Genomic DNA, 19,237 nt, shown 5'->3' on the forward strand with positions numbered 1-19,237 from the left:
TTAAGGTTTAGTAATCCCGTTTTCTAGCGATTTTAGGAATTGTAAAATAGAAGGTACTTCCCTTTCCTGGTTCTGATTTTGCACCTATTGTTCCTCCATGAATTTCAAGGATACGCTTGCAAGCAGATAGTCCAATCCCTGTTCCTTGAATGCTGCCGTGAGGATCCAATCTTTTCATGAAACCAAATATTTTTTCAGATGCTTCTTGTTTAAAACCAATGCCATTGTCCTTGACAAAGACAGTGATTTGATCCTCTTTATCTTCAAATGTAACCGACACCACTGGGTCGGCATCCGACCGGTATTTAATGGCGTTGCTAAAAAGATTCTGAAAAAGTCGAATCACCTGAATCTTGTCAGCAACGATTACCGGCAACTCTCCAATAGTAAAAGTTGCATTATTTTCTTTCGCCTGATCTTCAATCATTTCCAATGCAATGCTACAAGCCTCATTTAATGAAACCTCTTCAAATTCCTTTTCATCCCCTTCCATTTTGGAATAATCGAGCAAGTCTTTGATCATTTGTTTCATTCTTTGGGTATTGTTTATAATAAGGGAATAATACATCTCCCCTTGGCTACCGGGTGGCAAATAACCTTCTTTGTCCAGCAAACCCATCAAACCAGAGATCGTATTCAGTGGTGCCTGTAAATCATGGGACGCTGTGTAAGCAAATTGTTCCAGTCCTTCATTAATATGCTTAAGCCGTTCTACAGTTTGCTCCGCCTGTTTTCTTGCTTTAATTAGCTCCACCTCATATCGCTTGCGCTGGGTAATATTAAGCACCGAAAACCTAAAAAAGGATTCTTTAGCTGAACTACCAGGAATACGTTTTCCATTTATCAGGGTCGGCAGTTTTCTGGTCTTTTTCCCTTTAAGATCGATGCTTATTTCAGAAATTTCCCCCTGCATTTGAAGTATGGGCATCATATGCGTTTCAAAATAAATCTTTTCTCCCATCCCCAGTAAGTCCTGAAAAGATTTTTTGAAGTAAGATTTCGTCTCTTTCATATCCCAACCACACTAGCAATGTGGTATTAATATTGACAATAAGCCCATCAGCGCGCATGGTCATATAACCAAAAGGGGCATTTTGATAAAGATCTTCTGAATCTTCTATAAATGGTTTTGCTATCAAAATCAGTTTTCTAAATAAGATTGTATGCTTGAAATAACTTGATCAGGTGATGTCAGGTGAGGACAGTGCCCGGAAGAATTCAAAAGCACATATTTGCTTTCCTTAATTTTATTATGAACAAATTCACCAACAGTAACGGGTGCTATCATATCCGGGTGACTCTGGAGAATCAAAGTGGGGGTAGACACATTTGTTAAATCCTCTCTGTTGTCCCCCATAAAAGTTACCTTGGCAAAATGCTTTGCTATATCAGGGTTCATAGAGCAGAAACTATTCCTTAATTCTTCGGAATATTCAGGCAACTCAGGATTGCCTATAATTATTGGAGCTATAAAACTGGACCAACCTAAATAATTACTCTCTAATGTTTCTACCAATTCATCAATATCATCCTTGTTAAATCCCCCCAAATATTCATCCTCATTTATGTAGCAAGGTGAGGGGCCTACCAATATTAATTTATCAAACAAATCAGGCCTTTTTCCAGCTGCAAGTACACCGATAATGCTACTTACTGAGTGACCAACAAAAACCACATCCTGTAGATCAAGATCAACAATAATCTTTATGAGGTCTTCAGCATATCCCTCCAGGGAGCTGTATTTTTGGTAATTGTAAGCCCTTATGTCTGATTTTCCCGAACCTACATGATCAAATAAAACAATCTTATAATCCTTCTCAAAAGCAGGTGTAATATGACGCCACATTTTCTGATCACATCCATAACCGTGACCAAAAACAATGGGCTGTATACCATTGCCGGAAATATTTACATTGTTCTTAAATAATTTATCATCAATCATTGTCGGTAGCGTTCAGGTGATCATTAATTCATTTCAATTACAGCCTGTCTTTTTATTCAACCTTAAATGAATCCGCCTTAAAACCGAATCATGTTTGGTTTGGTTCAAACAAAAAAAATATGCAGAAATTTTATCAAAATAGCTATATAATAATTGGATGGGTGAAATCCCGATTACTAAAGTTATTCTTTGGTTTAAGTTTTTGAGCCAAACCATTTAATTTGATGCTCAAACAAAATAAAATAAAAACTTAAGATTGATTTGAAGCAATTATTATACCTAACTTCTTTGACTATAAAATGAAAAAAATTTGACCTGATGGAGAATCCACTCTGAAATGTGCATAAAATCAGGAGGGAATTCCTCCCCATTGTGATTACAACCATTACAAATCATTCACTTACGCTTTTTATGATTTTATTGGTTCCTTAAAATTGTCAAGAAATTTTACCGCCAGGAAAAAAAATGGTCAATACCTACTTCGGCTTTACCCATAATGTGTATATGGTAAGATCAGAATTACATTGGCATTAATCCTTTAACTGCTTAATTTATGCCAGAATCAAAAAAAATCCCAATTTCAAAAAGCATAAAACTTTATGAAATTGGGATCATTTACTTTAAATTAAAGAGGCTATAATTATTATTTTGCAGGTACCCAAAGTACTGCATCAGCTACAACTGCACCATCAGCACCTTCTGTACTTACAGTAACAAAAGGATTAGTACCTACTTCTAAGGTATGAGCACCTACATTTACCCATTCGCCTCGTGTCTGACCTTCAACTCTAATATCAGATTCTTTTACGACAACCTCTTTTTCTGCATTACCATCTGAAATAATAATTTTCGTTTGGCTGCTTGCATCCTCGGTACCTGAAAAATAGACATAAATATCGTATTTGCCATTTTCTACCACCTTTGGACTAAAACGTACTGTATTAATGGAATTGTCTTTACCAGCGTTTTTCAAAAGTGTAGGGCCATATCCATGCCTATTTTGAACTCCCCAATCTCCAGTAACAACTACTCCCTCATCATCATTGTCAACCAATATCTCTGCGGTGCTACCATCTGCCAATGGATTTGAGCGGAGCTCTCCTTGTAGCTTTTGGATGGATACCTCTTGAACAGATTGCCCTTCATCCAATGCCAAACTTGCAGCTACCGCTGCTGACTGTCCTAACACCATAAAGACGGGTTCCATACGAATAGAACCATAGGCAATATGACTGGCAGAAAGCGCTACCGGCACAAACAGATTTTTTGCTTCGCTTGCTTTTGGAATAATAGATCTATAGGCAATCGGGTAAGGACCAAAACCGCCTTCTTCTACATTTCCTTCATTCTTCACCATTTTTTTACCGTCCTTTTCCAAGACTACACGTTGAATATTGTGAGAATCCATGGTATAAGCAGCCATTCCAACGCCATCCTCCACAACTTTATCACCCACGCAATTGGCTTGAGTCATTACATATTCTCCCACCATTCTCCTCACTTCTCTTACATACAATTGAGGGGTCCAATTTTCAGTATCTACGTATTCGTCTTTTGGATAGCCCCATTCCTGAATGGCATCCTGAAGTTCTTTCGGTACCCTTGGATCCGTCTTATAAAAGTACAGAAGGGATTGTGTGTAAAGTGTATGGGCATCTATGATCTCTTTTCGTTTTTCATAACTCCCCTCAGGATATTCATGGTTCGCACCAATCATATCTGTAGAGAAACCTCCCCTATTGTTGATATCAGTTTTGCTATTTGGCATTTTGCTCCAAATAAAATACTGTCCCAAACTTCTTTTTTCTGGTTGCGCTTCAAAAAAGCCTAACCAACAAGTCAAACATTGAAGGATCATAACCTTCCGGCTTTGTTATTTCTATGCGATTACTTGGGTCATTGGTCAAACAGATACGATAATTGTAGGCTTGAATTTTATCATCTTCTGTACCATCTTCGGCCAAAACGCCATCACTTATACCCCACAGAAGTCCACTTGAAGGATCACCAGGTGTTTTATAAGGATCAATTCCGTCAGGAAACTGATGGCCATTCATTAATTGAACTCCATTGAAGGTTTCACCATATTTATCATTGGCTTCTCTACCGATGTCATAGCTAACACCAGCCTTGGCCATCAGGTCTCCTTCATAGGTTCCATCAATAAACATTTTACCAGACACTTCCCTTAGCGGTTCTGAAGGGTTGTTGGAATTTTCCAGGGTAATTTTGTTAATCCAACCATCCTTATTTTCTGCATTTTGGATTCTAAATCCATATTGAACGGTGATTCCTGCACGGTCCAAATATTCTTGAAAAGTTGCTTTGGCTACACTTGGTTCAAATATCCATTGCTCAAACTTCCCATAATGATTTCCAAGTTTCCTATAAAAATCCCTTGAAAGGCCGGTAACGGCAAATTTATTTCCAATATCTGTATAACCAAGACCTCCGGTAGTCAAACCACCTAAGTGTTGACTTGGCTCAATTAGCAAAACTGATTTGCCCATGGTTTTGGCTGTATAAGCAGCTATTATCCCAGAGGAAGTGGCTCCATATACGACAACATCATACGTTTTTTCTTCGGCTTTTTCAGAACCTGAACAGGAAAACATCAAGCTCGACAATATCAAGCAACCTATTACTAAATAATTAAATTGTTTCTTCATTACTAATTATCAATTACTTTTAGTGAATACAATCAATCTTAAATCCATTACCTGGCTACCGGGAATATCAAGTGCTTTGATAGACAAAGTAGCCTCTCCTTTGTCCAGGTTAATCTCTCCCAGAGACATGTCTTTGAAGTCTTTCACGTAAGACTCTATACGTTTTACCCGATCATTTTCTTTCCCTTTTAATGGTGGATCATGTGGTAAAGTCACCTTCCCATCAAGAATGTTTTTCCCTACCTGAAGTCTAAAGGTAGCACCAATATCTTTTTCCGGGCAAGTATAATAAAGTTCAACATCATATTTCCCTGCTGTCAATACCTCCACATCCCAAGTGATACTGTCTTGCAAAGTCACCCAATTTGTAAAAAAGGAGTCATTAGGAAAACGATTAGAACGCTGAATCTGTCCATAAGAAGTACCATCACGAGCAGGCATTTGTGTGTATTTGGCTTCAGCAGCACCTAAAGTAAATGGCCTAAACTCAGGATCATTGGCCTGTTCCTCAGCCATTTCACTTTCCCAGCTCACTTTTGCTGCTATAAGTTTTGCCGAAACTTCTGGATATTGATCTTGGACCGGATTTTTCTGAAAGGGATCTTCATTCATCTCAAACAAGGCACCTTCGTGATCAAGAAGGAAGTTTTGGGTCCTTAAACTCGTTCGGTTGTTCCAGTGCCTATAGATTATCCTATCCTCCCAGTTTTTTGGCTTCTTTAAATATGAGGGGTTTTAAACTTATTCCATCGAAGGGTTTGACTGATTTATGTGCTAAACCCAGCATGTCCATCAGCGTGGGGAAAAGATCAATTGCCCCTGAAATTTCCTTAACAACATCTCCCCCTATAATGGTCCCTTTCCATTGCATAAAAAACGGGCTTCTTACACCCCCTTCTTCTGTAGATCCCTTTCTACCTTTCATACCACCATTCCACCTAAAACTATTGGGGCCATTGTCACTAAAATAGATAACAATGGTGTTTTCTTCAAGGTTAAGGGCCTTGAGTTGGTCCATAATTCTTCCCACATTCCAATCGATGTTTTCACACATGGCCAAAGCTGCCTTGGTAAACACCTGGTCTTCATCATTCACAAGGCTATCAAGTGCCTTGTTGGCAAATGAATCGTACCAACGATCAGGAACCTGCATGGGTGAATGGGGTGTGTTCAGCGGAAGGTAAACAAGAAAGGGTTGCTCCTGATTTTGCTCAATAAAGGCCATGGCTTTCGATGTAAGGTCATTAGCAAGAAAACCTTCTCCTTGAATAGGTTTGCCATTATGTTCCAAAGGAGGACTAAAGTAATCGCCCCAATGTCCTGAACAAAAGCCATAAAACTCATCAAAACCCCTTGCATTGGGATGATAGGGATGCTGCATCCCATTGTGCCATTTACCAAAAGCACCTGTTACATATCCTGACTTTTGAAGTACTTCTGCAAAGGTAACCTCGTCAAGATCCAGTCGCTCCTGACCTGCGGAAGTACCGCTTACCCCTCCACGCATATGGTACCTACCAGTAAGCATTTCTGCACGGGTAGGTGAGCAAACGGGAGAAACATAAAAACGATCAAAACTGATTCCATCAACACCCAACTTGTCAATATTTGGAGTTTGCAGGTTGGGATTACCGGTAAAACTTAGGTCTCCCCAGCCCTGATCGTCAGATAAGATGATCAGGATATTAGGTCTGTCTAGTTCTTTTACTTCTGACTTGCAAGCCATGAAAAAACACGAGAATATGAACAGGAACAAACAGGAATCAGTACGTTTCACAGGTATACATTTTAATTTAGCATTGACAATTACCCTATAGCAGCCTATTAAAAGTCTAATGGGAAAAATAAACAATAGGTACTTCAAACATTGTAAGTCATTGGTACTTTATCGTTTACTTTCACCATTAAATCAGCAACTCCACTGACACAATTTTTTATTATTAATGTATTTTATCAGCTAAAGTCAATACTTGGCCATCTTCCAATAATTTTGCTTTTAAGGAAGCATAAGGAAGTTCTTGTACACTAATCTCCCCATCCAATGCCATAACTGCTGCAGTAGCGGCTGACTGTCCTAAAATCATAAATACAGGCTCCATACGAATAGAACCGAAGGCAATATGACTAGCAGAAACAGCGACTGGAACCACCAAGTTTGTAATTTCATCAGCTTTAGGTACCAAAGACCCGTAAGCTATTTCATAAGGTTGACTAAGCCCAACGCCTATATCGCCTTCATTTTGCACATGCCCATTTTCATCCACATACCGTTGGATATTGTGTGAATCTATGGAGTAAGAACCCATTCCTACTGACTCAGGAGTAGGTCTTTTCTGCATCAACTCATTTTCAGTCATTACATATTTCCCAACCATTCTTCTGGCTTCTCTCACATAAATTTGATGTGGCCAGTTGCCATTGTCAGTGAATTCATCTTTGGCCAAGCCCCATTTTTTAAATTCATTCTGGGTTTCTTTCGGTACCCTTGGATCGTTGGCTACATAATACAATAGTCCTTTTTGGTAGTCCTCATGTTCTTTGATGATCTCTTTCCTTCTTTCATAACTGGCTTCAGGGTAATCATAATTCATCCCAATATTGTCTGAACTAAATGGACCATGGTTGTTTGTATCCGTTTTCTTATTAGGGATCATGTCAAATTTACCAAACCATTCTGTCCATCCTGCATCAAAAATTCGACCTAGCAATTCATACTGGGTAGAATCATAATTATCAGGTCTTGGGAAAGGCACCTGATTGTCTGGATTTACAGACATACATGTTCTGAAGCAATAGGCCTGAACTTTATTGTCACCTTCACCTTTAACACCTGGGTCTTCTCCACTAATTTTAGGAAGCAATCCTGAAGAAGGATCTCCTGGGATTATATAAGGATCTATGGGCTGATCCAAAGCTTTGAAGTGGTGTCTATGGTGGAATACACCAGTCTGAACACCATTCCACTCTTCATCGTAAACACTTGTTCCTTCTCTACCTACGTGATAACTTACACCTGCAGCGGCCATTAAGTCTCCTTCGTAAGTAGCATCTACAAACATTTTACCTTTAAACTCCTTACCACTCAAAGTTCGGATAGCGGTGATTTTTCCATCCTCCACAGTCACACCGGATTCTCTGTCCAACCATTCATCGCGAAGGACTTCAATACCTAATTCCTCCACCCATTCGTCATAAACTTCTTCAGCCACATGAGGTTCAAAAATCCACATGGTCCTGAACTCCCCATCTATAGCTGGAGTACCTTGTCCTTTATTACCAAATTCAGATTGGGCTTCCCATTTCCAGGCACCATCTTCTGTATATTTTTCGTAAACTCTTTGGTAAAACTCCCGAGATAGGCCTCCTATCACTTCTTTTTTACCTGTATCTGTCCAGCCTAAACCTCCGGCTGTCAAACCTCCTAAGTGCTTGTCAGGGGAAACCATTATTACTGATTTGCCCATTTTTTTTGCTTGGATTGCTGCAGTCACAGCTCCAGATGTGCCACCATATACAATGACATCTGTTGTTTCTTCCTGCTCCGCTTTTGGGCTACATGCCATAAAAACAAAAAGCAAAGAAAGGTTTAAAAACACAGCCTTTAAAATACTTGTTTTTCTCATAGTTATATTTGGTTAATTGCTTATTTATTAATTGTTTATATGATATTTTATTTGTTTTCTTTCACAAATTTATAGTTTAGATATTAATCAACTTACACAAAAACCACACGTTAAGCCTTAGGAAAGACCAAGGCAACAGCCATTGAGATTGCAATAAGTGTTGCTAATTTATATAAAAATTCCTCTCTGAGGTTTTTGGATTAAAATGGCATAATTAGAATTTTTAATTGTCAATAAGAAAATTCAATAACATCATTATTGGTTAAACTGAACATCCATAAGATAATCGCAAATTCAATTTAAAACGTACAATCTCAAATAATTAATTACTTTTCATAATCTAAAATTTGATTGTCTTTAAGCAGTATTTCAACCAATAAATTATAATCAAGATCCTGAACAGCTACCTGATGGTCAATCGCTAAAGAAGCGGCCGTGGCTGCAGATTGTCCCAAAACCATAAATACAGGTTCCATTCTAGCTGATCCAAAGGCCACATGGGTAGCACTTATACATACTGGCACCAATAGGTTTTCTTTTTCTCCTTTTTTAGGTACTATAGACCTGTAAGAAATAGGATATGCACTCAAGCCTCTCGCCTCGAAGTTACCTTCATTTTGAACGTAACCATTGTGATCTACATACCTTTGAACCATATGAGAATCCATCCCATAAGACCCCATTCCTACGCCATCTTCCACTTGTGGAACCAATCCTTCACAATCTGCCTGGGTAACCACATAATCACTCACCATTCTTCTTGCTTCCCTTACATACAGCTGTGGTGTCCAACCGTTTCTGTCTGTAAATTCATCCTTTGGCATTCCCCATTGGGAAACTACCTCTCTAACTTTTTTAGGGATTCTTGGGTGGTAGGCCAATGACCACATTAAGCCTTGCTGGTATTCCAATTGCTTTTGACTAAAGGCCTCTCTATCTGCATAACTTGCTTCAGGATAATCAAAATTTTGACCTATAAAATCAGTAGAAAAACCTTTTTGATTGTTTGTATCCGTCTTTTTATTGGGCATTGGAGTATTGATCCAGGGGACTAAAGGATCTCCATAATGGTACATTTTTTCAATAGGTCCATTCGCTGCTTCATAATTCCTGAACAACAACTCAAATTCCAACTCATTGTAGTTAGCGGGTTTTTCAAATGGAACTCGATTTTCAGGTTCATTTGTTAGTGTCATCCTATAGCAATAAGCTTGAATCCCTTTGTCAGCTGTTCCATCTATACCAGGTCCTCCCTCAATAATAAATGGAAGTAGGCCACTAGAAGGGTCACCTTTCACCACATAAGGATCAACCCCTGGTACAAAATTGTGGTGAATAGCATTTCTGGAAACATTCCCTTTAAGGGTAATATTATAAAAATTGGCTTGTACACCATTTAACGTTTCTCCATATTGGCTATTGGCTTCTCTTCCTGTAGTATAACTTACATCTGAAGCAGCCATCAAGTCACCCTCATAAGTGGCATCCATAAACATTTTACCTGTATAGGTCTCCCCACTTTCCATGGTGATAGAAGTAATCTTATTGTTCTTAGATTTTACACCACTTTCTCTGTTTAATCGCTTTCCGATGACTACTTTTATGTCTTCATCTGCCAACATTTTCTCATATACTTTCATGGCTACAGATGGCTCGAAAGTCCACATGGCATCTTCTCCCTCCACAGATCTGGTTTGATCTGGTCTGGATAAATAGGCGGCCCTGTCCTCATATTTCCATGTCTCAGGATTGTCATAATATGCTTTGATATTTTGATAAAACTCTTTGGAAATACCTCCAATCACCTTTTTATTCCCTATATCTGTGGCTCCTAAGCCTCCAGTGGTAAGGCCACCTAAATGATTTGAGGGCTCAATGAGTATTACCGATTTACCCATCCGTGAAATTTGAATGGCTGCGGCCACCCCTCCGGAAGTGCCTCCATAGACGACCAGGTCATAAGAGTGCTGTGCCTGAGCTGGACAGGCAAACCAAAGAGTAAAAAGAAATAGAATTGCTGTAAACGTTTGCTTCATGGTGTTGGGACTTTAGTGTCGCAACCTTCTAGGCTGCGATTTGAGTGCTTGTTTATTCGTTTATAATTTTTTGTTTATGTTTCATTTTGTATTGACCGTTAACTGCAATCAAAGAATGAATGGAATTGGGTATTGTCTTATTGCGATTAGATGGCCGAATTTAAATGATCGTTTAATAGCTTTAATAATTTTTCGGCAATTTCAGGATTCTTCAGCGCCAGGTTTATGGTCTCACCAGGGTCTTCCTTCAGGTTATAAAGTTCCACCGGCGATACAAAAGGATATTCACCTACCACTTTCCAATTCCCTTGACGCAATCCATAAACATTTCCACTGCCTCGCACCACTACTGATTCTCTTTTCCCTGCAGTCACATTATTACCATAGAAAGCGGATAATAAGTTATGTCCATCCCTTGCGGTTCCGTCTGGTAAGGATTCTCCCACTAGCCCTGCTAAAGTAGGTAAAATGTCATTGAGCGCGATGAGTTGATTGCTTACCTGGCCCTTTGGGAATTTCCCTGCCCAACTTACAATTAATGGCGTGCGAACCCCACCTTCATGGACGGACCACTTGGTACCTTTGAAAGGAAAATTGGGTTGATGCGCATCTGGATTTATTACCTTTTCCACATCCTGTGGGCTATTGGTCGCTTGCTCATTGTCTCCTTCCGGGCTTGTAGCAATAAACTGCGAACCATTGTCACTGGCGAAAATTATTATGGTATTGTCTTTCAAACCTAGACGGTCAAGTTCATCTATTAATTGACCAATGTAGTGATCCAGTTCAAAAACATAATCGCCATAAAGACCTGCATCTGTTTTCCCTATGAAGTCTTGATCAACAGCTAGGGGAATATGGGGAACATAAGGAGAATAATAGAGGAAGAAGGGGTTATCGGTTTCCTCTTCTTTGAATTGCTGGAGGTAATCAATACTTTTTTCCGTGATATAGGGTAAGAAACCCTGCAATGGGATTTTCTCAAGGTGTTCTGTTCCAGAGGCAGCTTCAATCGTATACAAATCGTGAACGAGTGCGCCAACTATATGATTGTCTTCGAATATCCAACATTCACTGGCACAACTAAACCCTAACCAGCGATTAAACCCTCTATCTAAAGGCCCATCACTTACGGGTTTGGTGACGTCAATATTAGCTCCATTTTGATCATCTTGAAATCTTCCATATCCAACTGGTGTCTCGCCATCCTTAGTGGGGAAAGTAGTTCCCAAATGCCATTTCCCGAACCCCACTGTTTGGTATCCTGCATTCTGAAGCATTTGAGGCAAGGTAAGTTTTCCTTCATCAATCATTGAAGGTTCATAATTGGCCATCACTCCAGACTTTTTCCAACTCCTCCAAGGGTACTCTCCGGTCATTAAAGCATATCGACTTGGAGAACACACTGAAACTGGACAATAGGCATCAGAGAACCGGATCCCATCCATTGCCAATTGATCCAGATTAGGTGTAGGGATTTTTGAAAGTGGATTGTATACTCCCAAATCACCATGCCCCAAATCGTCCGCATAAATAAAAAGGATATTAGGCAAGGACTCTTTTAGTTTTCCTTATCACCGGAATTGCAAGACGTAAGCATATAGGCAAAAACCAAAATAACAATCTGTATATATCTCATTCTGCCAATAAATTATTATTACTTATTTAAATGATTCTGATTTTACTTTTTATCAATCGAAATTAGCACTACTACATTTCATTCTCAATGCCAATCTCTTCCTAATACCCCATGGTTCATTGTTAAAGAATATACGATCAAGCCTAAAATAGTGAATAATTCCTTTTTTAAGATTTTGCTAACAAAGAAATTCATTTCCAGAAGATTTTTATTTATCATTAAATAGAGGGTATTAATTCCAAAATTAAAGATGCAAAATGAAATGGTATAAAATACAATAGATTTGATTTTCAATAAATGCCAGGGTTTCGGCATTTGAATATCCCTAGCAAGTTATAAAAAAGTTAATTGCCCTGCCCCACCTAATTTATAAGTGGAGCAGGCAATTCATTATGTATAGCTTATTATCAATTTACAATTGCCAAATCATGGATTTAGTAACCTGGATTTTGAGTCAATGCAGTATTGGTTTCCAATTCTATTCTTGGAATTGGCCATAAATAATCTCTGTTTGGATCAAAGGCCCTTGTTTCCACAACTACCATTTCATCAGCATTGCTAATATTGTTATAGCTCGGAGTACCAATTTCATCAATCATTGGCGCCTCAGCCAACCAGCCGCCGTCACCATATCTATTGACTCTTCCTCGATAAGGGCCAGGCATCACCTCTTCTGCTACCTTCCATCTTCGTATATCAAAATACCTAAATCCTTCAATACCTAATTCATGCCTTCTTTCCTTGCGAACAATGTTTCGCAATTCTGTTTGGGTTTTGCCCATTTCAATTGCAGGCATTTGCACTGAAGCCCTTCCACGAATTGCATTCAAAGCTTCGTAAACAGTTTCGTCTAGTTGATTCAACTCTACTTTTGCCTCGGCATAGTTAAGCAATACCTCACCTAGTCTGAATATGGTTAAGTTTTGATCCGTAGACCCTACATCTGTAGGGTAGTTGGCTACATCTATGTGTTTTCTATACAGATAGCCTGTAAAAGAGGCATAAGCATGACCCGCTTCTATATTGGGCACCCTTATCATCTCATCCCCTCTGAATTCCCAGGTCATGGTACTATCACGGTGGGTTTCATAGATCCAGTTGACCAATCTGGATCCAGGCACTACCAAAGTATAGTTCAACCTTGGGTCTCTATTTTCGAATGGACTTTGGGGGTCGAATAAAGGAGACTCATCGATAGGCAATCCATCTATGCATTCATAAGAGTCTACCATGTCCTGAGGTGGTTTTTTATTGGAGTGTCCAAGTGCCATTCTGGAAAGAAAATTTCTCGGCATACTGTGTGTATTTACCCCACGGAGGTATTGAATCCTCATGATTACTTCACTGGAATTGTCACCAGCGAAGGTAAACATCCCCTCATAGTCAGGGTCAATTTGATAGGCATCTGCATCCATTAACTCTTTGGCCGCAGCAGCTGATTCTTCCCATCTTTCATTCCATAAGGCCACTCTAGAAATCAATGCAAGAGCCACACCTTTTGTAACTCTTCCCTTCTCAGCAGCATTCATAGGGAGATGCTCTTTTATTTCATTTAATTCAGCTAGAACAAAATCAATCACCGCTTCTTTAGAAGATCTTGGTGTTTGAGATTCCTCTAAGGTAAGGTTTGAAATTACTAAAGGAACATCACCATAAAGCTCCGCGAGATAAGCATAAAAGTAAGCTCTGATAAATCTCGCTTCTCCTACAAGTCTGTCATACTTGGCAGGATCCATTTCTTGTCTTAAGTGGCTACCTTCAGAAGTAATGAAGTTCACCCTGTTAATACCACTGTAGAAATGAGACCAAAAACCATTGGTATAGCCATTGTCAGCATTTTGCTCTCCTCTGCCTAAGGCTTGTAGATCACTCCCATTTCGATCCCATCCATCATCGGACGCAAAATCAAATGACAGGAACCAAGCGATCCCAACAGGATAATACCAAAGTTTATTATAAGCTCCGGTGACTGCCATGTCCAGTTCTGTTTCATTGGCAAAATAAGTCTCACTAGAAGGCGAGTCTAGTGGCAACCGCTCCAAAAATTCTTCATTACATGCTGAAGAAAATAGTAAAGCGGGTATAAGTAGTGTATATATTATTATCTTTTTCATCAGTTCCCAGTCTTTAGAAATTAACATTCAAACCCATAGTATAAGTAGCCATTTGGGGATACCATCCTCCATTGCTAACAGGTGCTTCCGGATCATAACCTTCATAAAAATTATGAATGGTAAACAGGTTTCTACCACTTAAATAGATCCTTAATCCCTGAATATTTAATGGAGCCAAAGCTGCTTCAGTAAATGAGTAACCTACCTGAATATTCTGACCTCTCAAATAAGCGGCATTCCTCATCCAAAAACTTGAATTTTGCTCATTATTGGTTTGGTTCCAGGCCAACCTAGGGTAGGCCGCATCTGTATTGGTAGGAGTCCAATGGTCTTTGTGTTGCTCTTGTACTGTACCACCTTCGTAGAAAGGCATAATCCCTTGACCGTATAAGTAACCATCGGCCTTCCCAACGCCCTGTAGGAATATGGAAAAATCAAACCCTTTATAGTCAGCGTTTAAACGTGCACCGAAGGTATGCCTTGGAATAGGACTTCCTATCACAGCCAGGTCTCGGTCATTGATCATACCGTCACCATCTGCATCTTTGTATTTGATGTCCCCGGGGGCAATATTCCCAAACTGGTCTGCATGATTGTCAACTTCCTCTTGAGACTGAAACAAGCCTTCATCTACATATCCAAAGAAAGAACCTATTGGATACCCTTCTCTGTTTACCGTCAAGCCAGTATTTTCTATCCCTCTTATGTCTACGATTTCATTCTTAACATCAGAATAGTTCAACATGATGCTGTAATTGAGTTCGCCTACCTTATTTCGGTAGTTTACCATTAATTCATAACCTTTGTTTACCACCTCACCTGCATTTTGGAAAGGTGCACTTAAACCGATGGTTTGAGGAATATTTAAGGCAAGGAGAATATCCTTCGTTCTTCTTACATAATAATCTGCCGAAACATCCAATTTTCCCCATAGGTTAAACTCAAGACCTATATCTGTCGTCTCTGTTGTCTCCCACTTGATTGAAGAGTTGGCCATACTGTTTAGGGCAGCTCCAGGTGCATTCAAGCCACCAAAGGAATAGTCCTGTGAGCCTCCTCCCAATGCCATAAAAGCAGCAAAAGGATAAAGACCAATATTTTGGTTACCCAATTGACCCCAGGAGGCTCGAAGTTTCAATTGATCGATTAACCCTGAATAATCCTGCATAAATGATTCTTCAGAAATTCTCCATCCAGCAGAAAAGGAAGGGAAAATACCTGACCTGTTTCCTTCTGCAAACCTGGAAGAAGCATCTCTTCGAACATTGCCTTCTAAAAGATATCTTTCGTCAAAATTATAGGCAACCCTACCAAATACGGACTGCAAAGCCCAATGAGAGGCAGCCCCACCTGTTCGCTCATTTGCACGATTTCCGGCATTGATCTGCTCATATTGAGGCAGGGGAAATACTTCCCTGTAAGCTGAAATCCAAAGATTGGTCTGATCTTCCTGCTGGTAACCGGCCGTTATTCCAAGGGTATGAACATCATTAAAGGTCTTGTCATAGGTGACAATGGCTCGAATATTATTGTACCATTCCCGATTAAAACTTTCCGACAATGAGTTTCTTTGTGGGACAAAGTGAGTTGGGGTAACTCCATCTCTGGCATAAGTCTGGGTAATATTGGAAAAACTCTTATTGTGTGGATTCCAAAATTTAGGCGCATACATCACCTCTGCATTTAGTCCTTCTGTAATTTTATACTTCAGGCGAAAATTCAGGATTGCGTCCAGGCTTTCATTGGTATTCAACCCACCATCTTTAGCCCTTGCCAAAGGGTGGTCACCGTTCCATCCTTCACCGTAGAGGCCATTGGACAATATGCCTACTTCGTTAGAAGGGATCCTTCTCATCCAGTGAAAAACATAACCTGTTCCACTAGATGGTTGGGTTTGTAAAGCCCTTCTTAAAAATATATCCGTAGAAAGTGTCAACCGCTCAGAAACATTAATGTCCGAATTAAGTCTTAGGTTAAATCGATTAAAGCTTGTATTTGGAATAATCCCCTCCTGCTCTAAGTAACTAACAGAAGCAAATAACTTTGACTTTTCACTTCCTGCATTCACGCTCAAATTGTGGTTTTGCATGAAGGCTGAATTAGCCATCGTAATTCCCTGCCAATCTGTATCAGGATATTGATCAGAAGGCATTCCTGCTTTATAAGCATTGATGAAATCGTCTGTGTATTGTGGATCATTACCAATGTTGGTGAAAGCCTCATTGGCCATTTCCATATGATCAATCGCTCCTACAATTTTTGGTAACTGAGTGGGTACTTGAAAACCAGCATACATATTATAGTTTACCCTCACTCCTTCAACACCACGTTTGGTAGTAATTAACACAACTCCATTGGCAGCTCTCGCACCATAGATGGCAGCAGAAGAGGCATCCTTCAGAATAGAGATACTCTCAATTTCATTTGGGTCTACATTGTTCAAGCTTGTTTCTACTCCATCTACCATTACTAGTGGATTAGAATCGCCCAGTGTACCAACTCCCCTAATACGAATGGAACCGCCATCACTACCTGGTTGACCACTTCTTTGGGTTACAGTAACTCCTGCTGCAATTCCTTGCAATGCCATTGAGGTTTGCCCTACTGGCTGGTTGACAAGTTCTTTGGAAGTAATGGAACTCACCGCACCAGTTAGGTTTACTTTTTTCTGCGTGCCATAACCTACGACAACAATTTCATCTAAAGAGGATAAATCTTCAGCCATCGTCACATTTACTTCGCTTTGGTTACCTACGCTGATTACTTGTTGCTCATAGCCAATAAAGGAGAATATCAAAACAGCATTGTCCGGTATGTCTAAGGAAAAATTGCCGTCAATATCGGTGGCTGTTCCCATATTGGTTCCCTGTATCAATACAGTGGCACCAGGAATGCCCAATCCTTTACTGTCCACAACCCTGCCTTTTATAGGACGCTCCTCTATGGTAATTTCAATCTTTTGACTAGAAACCACGTTGGTTCCGTTCGCTACATAAATTGAATTGTCAACCTGCTTAAATTTTATTCCTGCAGCTACTGCAATATCCATCAACAATTCATTGACTGACTGTCGCTTATTTTTAATTTTAATTTGGGTTTTTGTCTAATATTTCTTCTGGAAGTACAAATTTATAATCGGTTGATTTTTCTACTTTTCGAAAAATCTCCGCCAAATCCCATTGAACTTTATTAAGTCGGATAAAGGATTCATCAATGGGTCTGATCTGAGCATTAATCTCATGGGCAGCTAATGTTGTCATAAACAAACACTGCATCAATAGGCCATATAATAGGTTTTTAGATACCATTTTAATTAGGCACAGTAATTTTCTTTTCATAATTTTAAATGATTTTAAAGGTTAAATTTTAAGGTCTGCAGGGTAATTCTTTTCATTTGGCGATGTTCGTTTTGCCCTGCTTTTTGTTTCTATTTCATTGGCTATTTTTTTTATCATTACCTGGTTTTTGTTTATACTAAATTCAAATTCCATTGAAAACCCAAGACCTGTTAAAACATCGCTTAGGTTCTTGTTTCGAAAGGTCCCAATCACCCTTCTATCCACCTTGAACCCTTCCTCAATTGTTATTTTAACGTCATACCATTTTTCCAGGTCATTAAAAATGGACCTTAGCGCAACCCTGTCAAAGTTTAGTATTCCTTCTTTCCATCCAACTATTTCATTGAACTCAAAGGCTTCTATCTTGAAATTTGATAAAGGATCATGTTTATCCAAAATGAGTCTTTGACCAGGCTTTAGTTCAACCTTCTTATTAGTCTCTTCTATCGCAACCTTTCCTTCGGTGAGCGCAACCGCATAAACGCCATCTCTTGCATAGGCATTGAACTCGGTCCCCAAAGCTGTCGTCCGCATCCCTCCGGTTTGAACCTGAAAGGGTCTCAAACTATCTTTTGCAATCTCAAAGTACCCTTCACCTGTCAACTCGATAAATCGATTTGTTTTACCAAAGCCTGACGAAAATTTAATACTGGAATTGGCATTCAAAACGATGCCCGTACCGTCAGGGAGCTTAAGTGTCAATTTTTCACCCAAGCCCGTCTTTCGTAGAATTGTCCTTTCTGCCAAAGTGGGTGTTTCTTCCTTGTAATCAATCCCTTTTTTAATCAGAAACATACTCGCAACCAAAAGGACAAAGCATGCCACTAATCTAAAAATCTTGGACCATGGGGCAATTGAGTACAGTTGAGATCTTTTTTTCTCTACCGATGTTCTGAAATGGATTTGCTGAAGAAGCTTTTGGTAGTCTGTTTCGTCCTCTTCTTTTGGGAATGTGCTATCCCATTCTGTTTTTAATATCTCATCCAAGGCTTTCTTTGCACCAGGTTGCGCTAACCACACCAATACCTGACGCTGTTCTTCAAGAATAGCTGTATGCCTTAAAAATTTGATGATAATCTCTCGTTTCAATGGGTTTATTGTAATTTGGGTATATAAACCATCAACTAGTACATTTACTTAATTAAAAGCAGAAAAAATTACAAATAAATCTAAAAACAATTAAAATATATTAAAAATAAAATTTAATACTAAAATATGAGGACTAACATTCTTTTTCAAAAGAATATATTGAAGAAAATTATTAAGTTAAGGGTAGGGTTATGGAGAAGGTTTTTTTTCAGTGATTTTGAAGCCAAGTAAATATGATGTTCAATGGTTCTTTTTGATAAATTCATTTGGTGGGCGATTTGGTCACTGTTCATCCCTTTTAATTTATTCAACTTAAATACCTCTTTTTGTACTTTAGGTAGTTTTTCAATAAGCTCCATTACCATCCCCTCCATTTCGCTATAGGTCAAGTCATCCTCTTGATTATTTGAAGCAACCAAACAATCCACTGACAAATCATCAAGGCTACAATCTTTCTTCCTGTCTCTTATATAGTTATACATGTAGAATTTGACAGCTTGAAAAAGGTAGCTTTTAAATGATTTTGTTTCATCTAACTTTTTTCTTCGCTCCCACACTCTTACGAAAACTTCTTGAACCGCTTCTTCTGCCAATTGTTGATCCGCTAAAAAAGTAAGTGAAAAAGCCATCAATTTCTTGGCATACCGGAAGTACAATTCATCAAAAGCAGCCATATCTCCTTGTTTAAGGGAAATCAGCAAAATGTCGTCTGCATGTTTCATCAGTATACCCATGGGTTTATTGCTTGGTGTTACAAATTCCCATCAAAAGTAATTGAAAGCGAAGG

At 39.1% G+C, this 19,237-nt stretch carries 14 protein-coding genes; all 14 read right to left on the reverse strand.

The window, feature by feature from the left end:
- Nucleotides 1–7: 7 nt before the first annotated feature.
- The 14 genes from ADICYQ_RS01850 to ADICYQ_RS01920 all read right to left on the reverse strand — a co-directional run bounded on the left by ADICYQ_RS01850 (nucleotide 8) and on the right by ADICYQ_RS01920 (nucleotide 19,172).
- Entirely contained in the window at nucleotides 8–1,012 is a 1,005-nt protein-coding gene (locus tag ADICYQ_RS01850) for a sensor histidine kinase (RefSeq protein ID WP_235114261.1), read from the reverse strand.
- 129 nt (nucleotides 1,013–1,141) lie between these two features.
- Complete coding sequence (locus ADICYQ_RS01860) at nucleotides 1,142–1,942, reverse strand: alpha/beta fold hydrolase (protein ID WP_020890226.1); 801 nt, start codon at nucleotides 1,940–1,942, stop codon at nucleotides 1,142–1,144.
- A gap of 643 nt (nucleotides 1,943–2,585) precedes the next feature.
- Entirely contained in the window at nucleotides 2,586–3,800 is a 1,215-nt protein-coding gene (locus ADICYQ_RS29485) for an FAD-dependent oxidoreductase (RefSeq protein WP_316929251.1), read from the reverse strand.
- A complete protein-coding gene (locus ADICYQ_RS29490) occupies nucleotides 3,760–4,611 on the reverse strand; it encodes an FAD-dependent oxidoreductase (protein WP_316929252.1) in 852 nt (283 codons plus the stop codon). The genes ADICYQ_RS29485 and ADICYQ_RS29490 overlap by 41 nt, the downstream gene beginning before the upstream one ends.
- 9 nt (nucleotides 4,612–4,620) lie before the next feature.
- Nucleotides 4,621–5,223 carry a hypothetical protein gene (locus tag ADICYQ_RS28045; protein WP_020890230.1) on the reverse strand — a complete coding sequence of 201 codons (603 nt, stop codon included), beginning with the start codon at nucleotides 5,221–5,223 and terminating at the stop codon, nucleotides 4,621–4,623.
- Nucleotides 5,224–5,305: 82 nt separating this feature from the next.
- Complete coding sequence (locus ADICYQ_RS28050) at nucleotides 5,306–6,388, reverse strand: arylsulfatase (protein WP_235114263.1); 1,083 nt, start codon at nucleotides 6,386–6,388, stop codon at nucleotides 5,306–5,308.
- A 163-nt stretch (nucleotides 6,389–6,551) separates the two neighbouring features.
- Nucleotides 6,552–8,234, reverse strand: a complete 1,683-nt coding sequence (locus tag ADICYQ_RS01880) for an FAD-dependent oxidoreductase (protein ID WP_020890232.1) — start codon at nucleotides 8,232–8,234, stop codon at nucleotides 6,552–6,554.
- A gap of 326 nt (nucleotides 8,235–8,560) precedes the next feature.
- On the reverse strand, nucleotides 8,561–10,270 hold the full coding sequence (locus tag ADICYQ_RS01885; RefSeq protein WP_020890233.1) for an FAD-dependent oxidoreductase: 1,710 nt from the start codon (nucleotides 10,268–10,270) through the stop codon (nucleotides 8,561–8,563).
- Nucleotides 10,271–10,416: 146 nt separating this feature from the next.
- Nucleotides 10,417–11,823: a sulfatase family protein gene (locus ADICYQ_RS01890; RefSeq protein ID WP_020890234.1), complete on the reverse strand. Its 1,407-nt coding sequence runs from the start codon at nucleotides 11,821–11,823 to the stop codon at nucleotides 10,417–10,419.
- Nucleotides 11,824–12,343: 520 nt separating this feature from the next.
- A complete protein-coding gene (locus tag ADICYQ_RS01900) occupies nucleotides 12,344–14,023 on the reverse strand; it encodes a RagB/SusD family nutrient uptake outer membrane protein (RefSeq protein WP_161625561.1) in 1,680 nt (559 codons plus the stop codon).
- Between the two features lie 13 nt (nucleotides 14,024–14,036).
- Complete coding sequence (locus ADICYQ_RS01905) at nucleotides 14,037–17,072, reverse strand: SusC/RagA family TonB-linked outer membrane protein (RefSeq protein WP_020890237.1); 3,036 nt, start codon at nucleotides 17,070–17,072, stop codon at nucleotides 14,037–14,039.
- Between the two features lie 37 nt (nucleotides 17,073–17,109).
- A complete protein-coding gene (locus ADICYQ_RS01910) occupies nucleotides 17,110–17,361 on the reverse strand; it encodes a hypothetical protein (protein ID WP_040413971.1) in 252 nt (83 codons plus the stop codon).
- 21 nt (nucleotides 17,362–17,382) lie between these two features.
- Nucleotides 17,383–18,450 carry a FecR family protein gene (locus tag ADICYQ_RS01915; protein WP_020890239.1) on the reverse strand — a complete coding sequence of 356 codons (1,068 nt, stop codon included), beginning with the start codon at nucleotides 18,448–18,450 and terminating at the stop codon, nucleotides 17,383–17,385.
- A gap of 146 nt (nucleotides 18,451–18,596) precedes the next feature.
- A complete protein-coding gene (locus tag ADICYQ_RS01920; RefSeq protein WP_235114272.1) occupies nucleotides 18,597–19,172 on the reverse strand; it encodes an RNA polymerase sigma-70 factor in 576 nt (191 codons plus the stop codon).
- Nucleotides 19,173–19,237 lie beyond the last annotated feature (65 nt).

Origin of the sequence: Cyclobacterium qasimii M12-11B, from assembly GCF_000427295.1 — a bacterium.
Taxonomy (GTDB): Bacteria; Bacteroidota; Bacteroidia; order Cytophagales; family Cyclobacteriaceae; genus Cyclobacterium; species Cyclobacterium qasimii.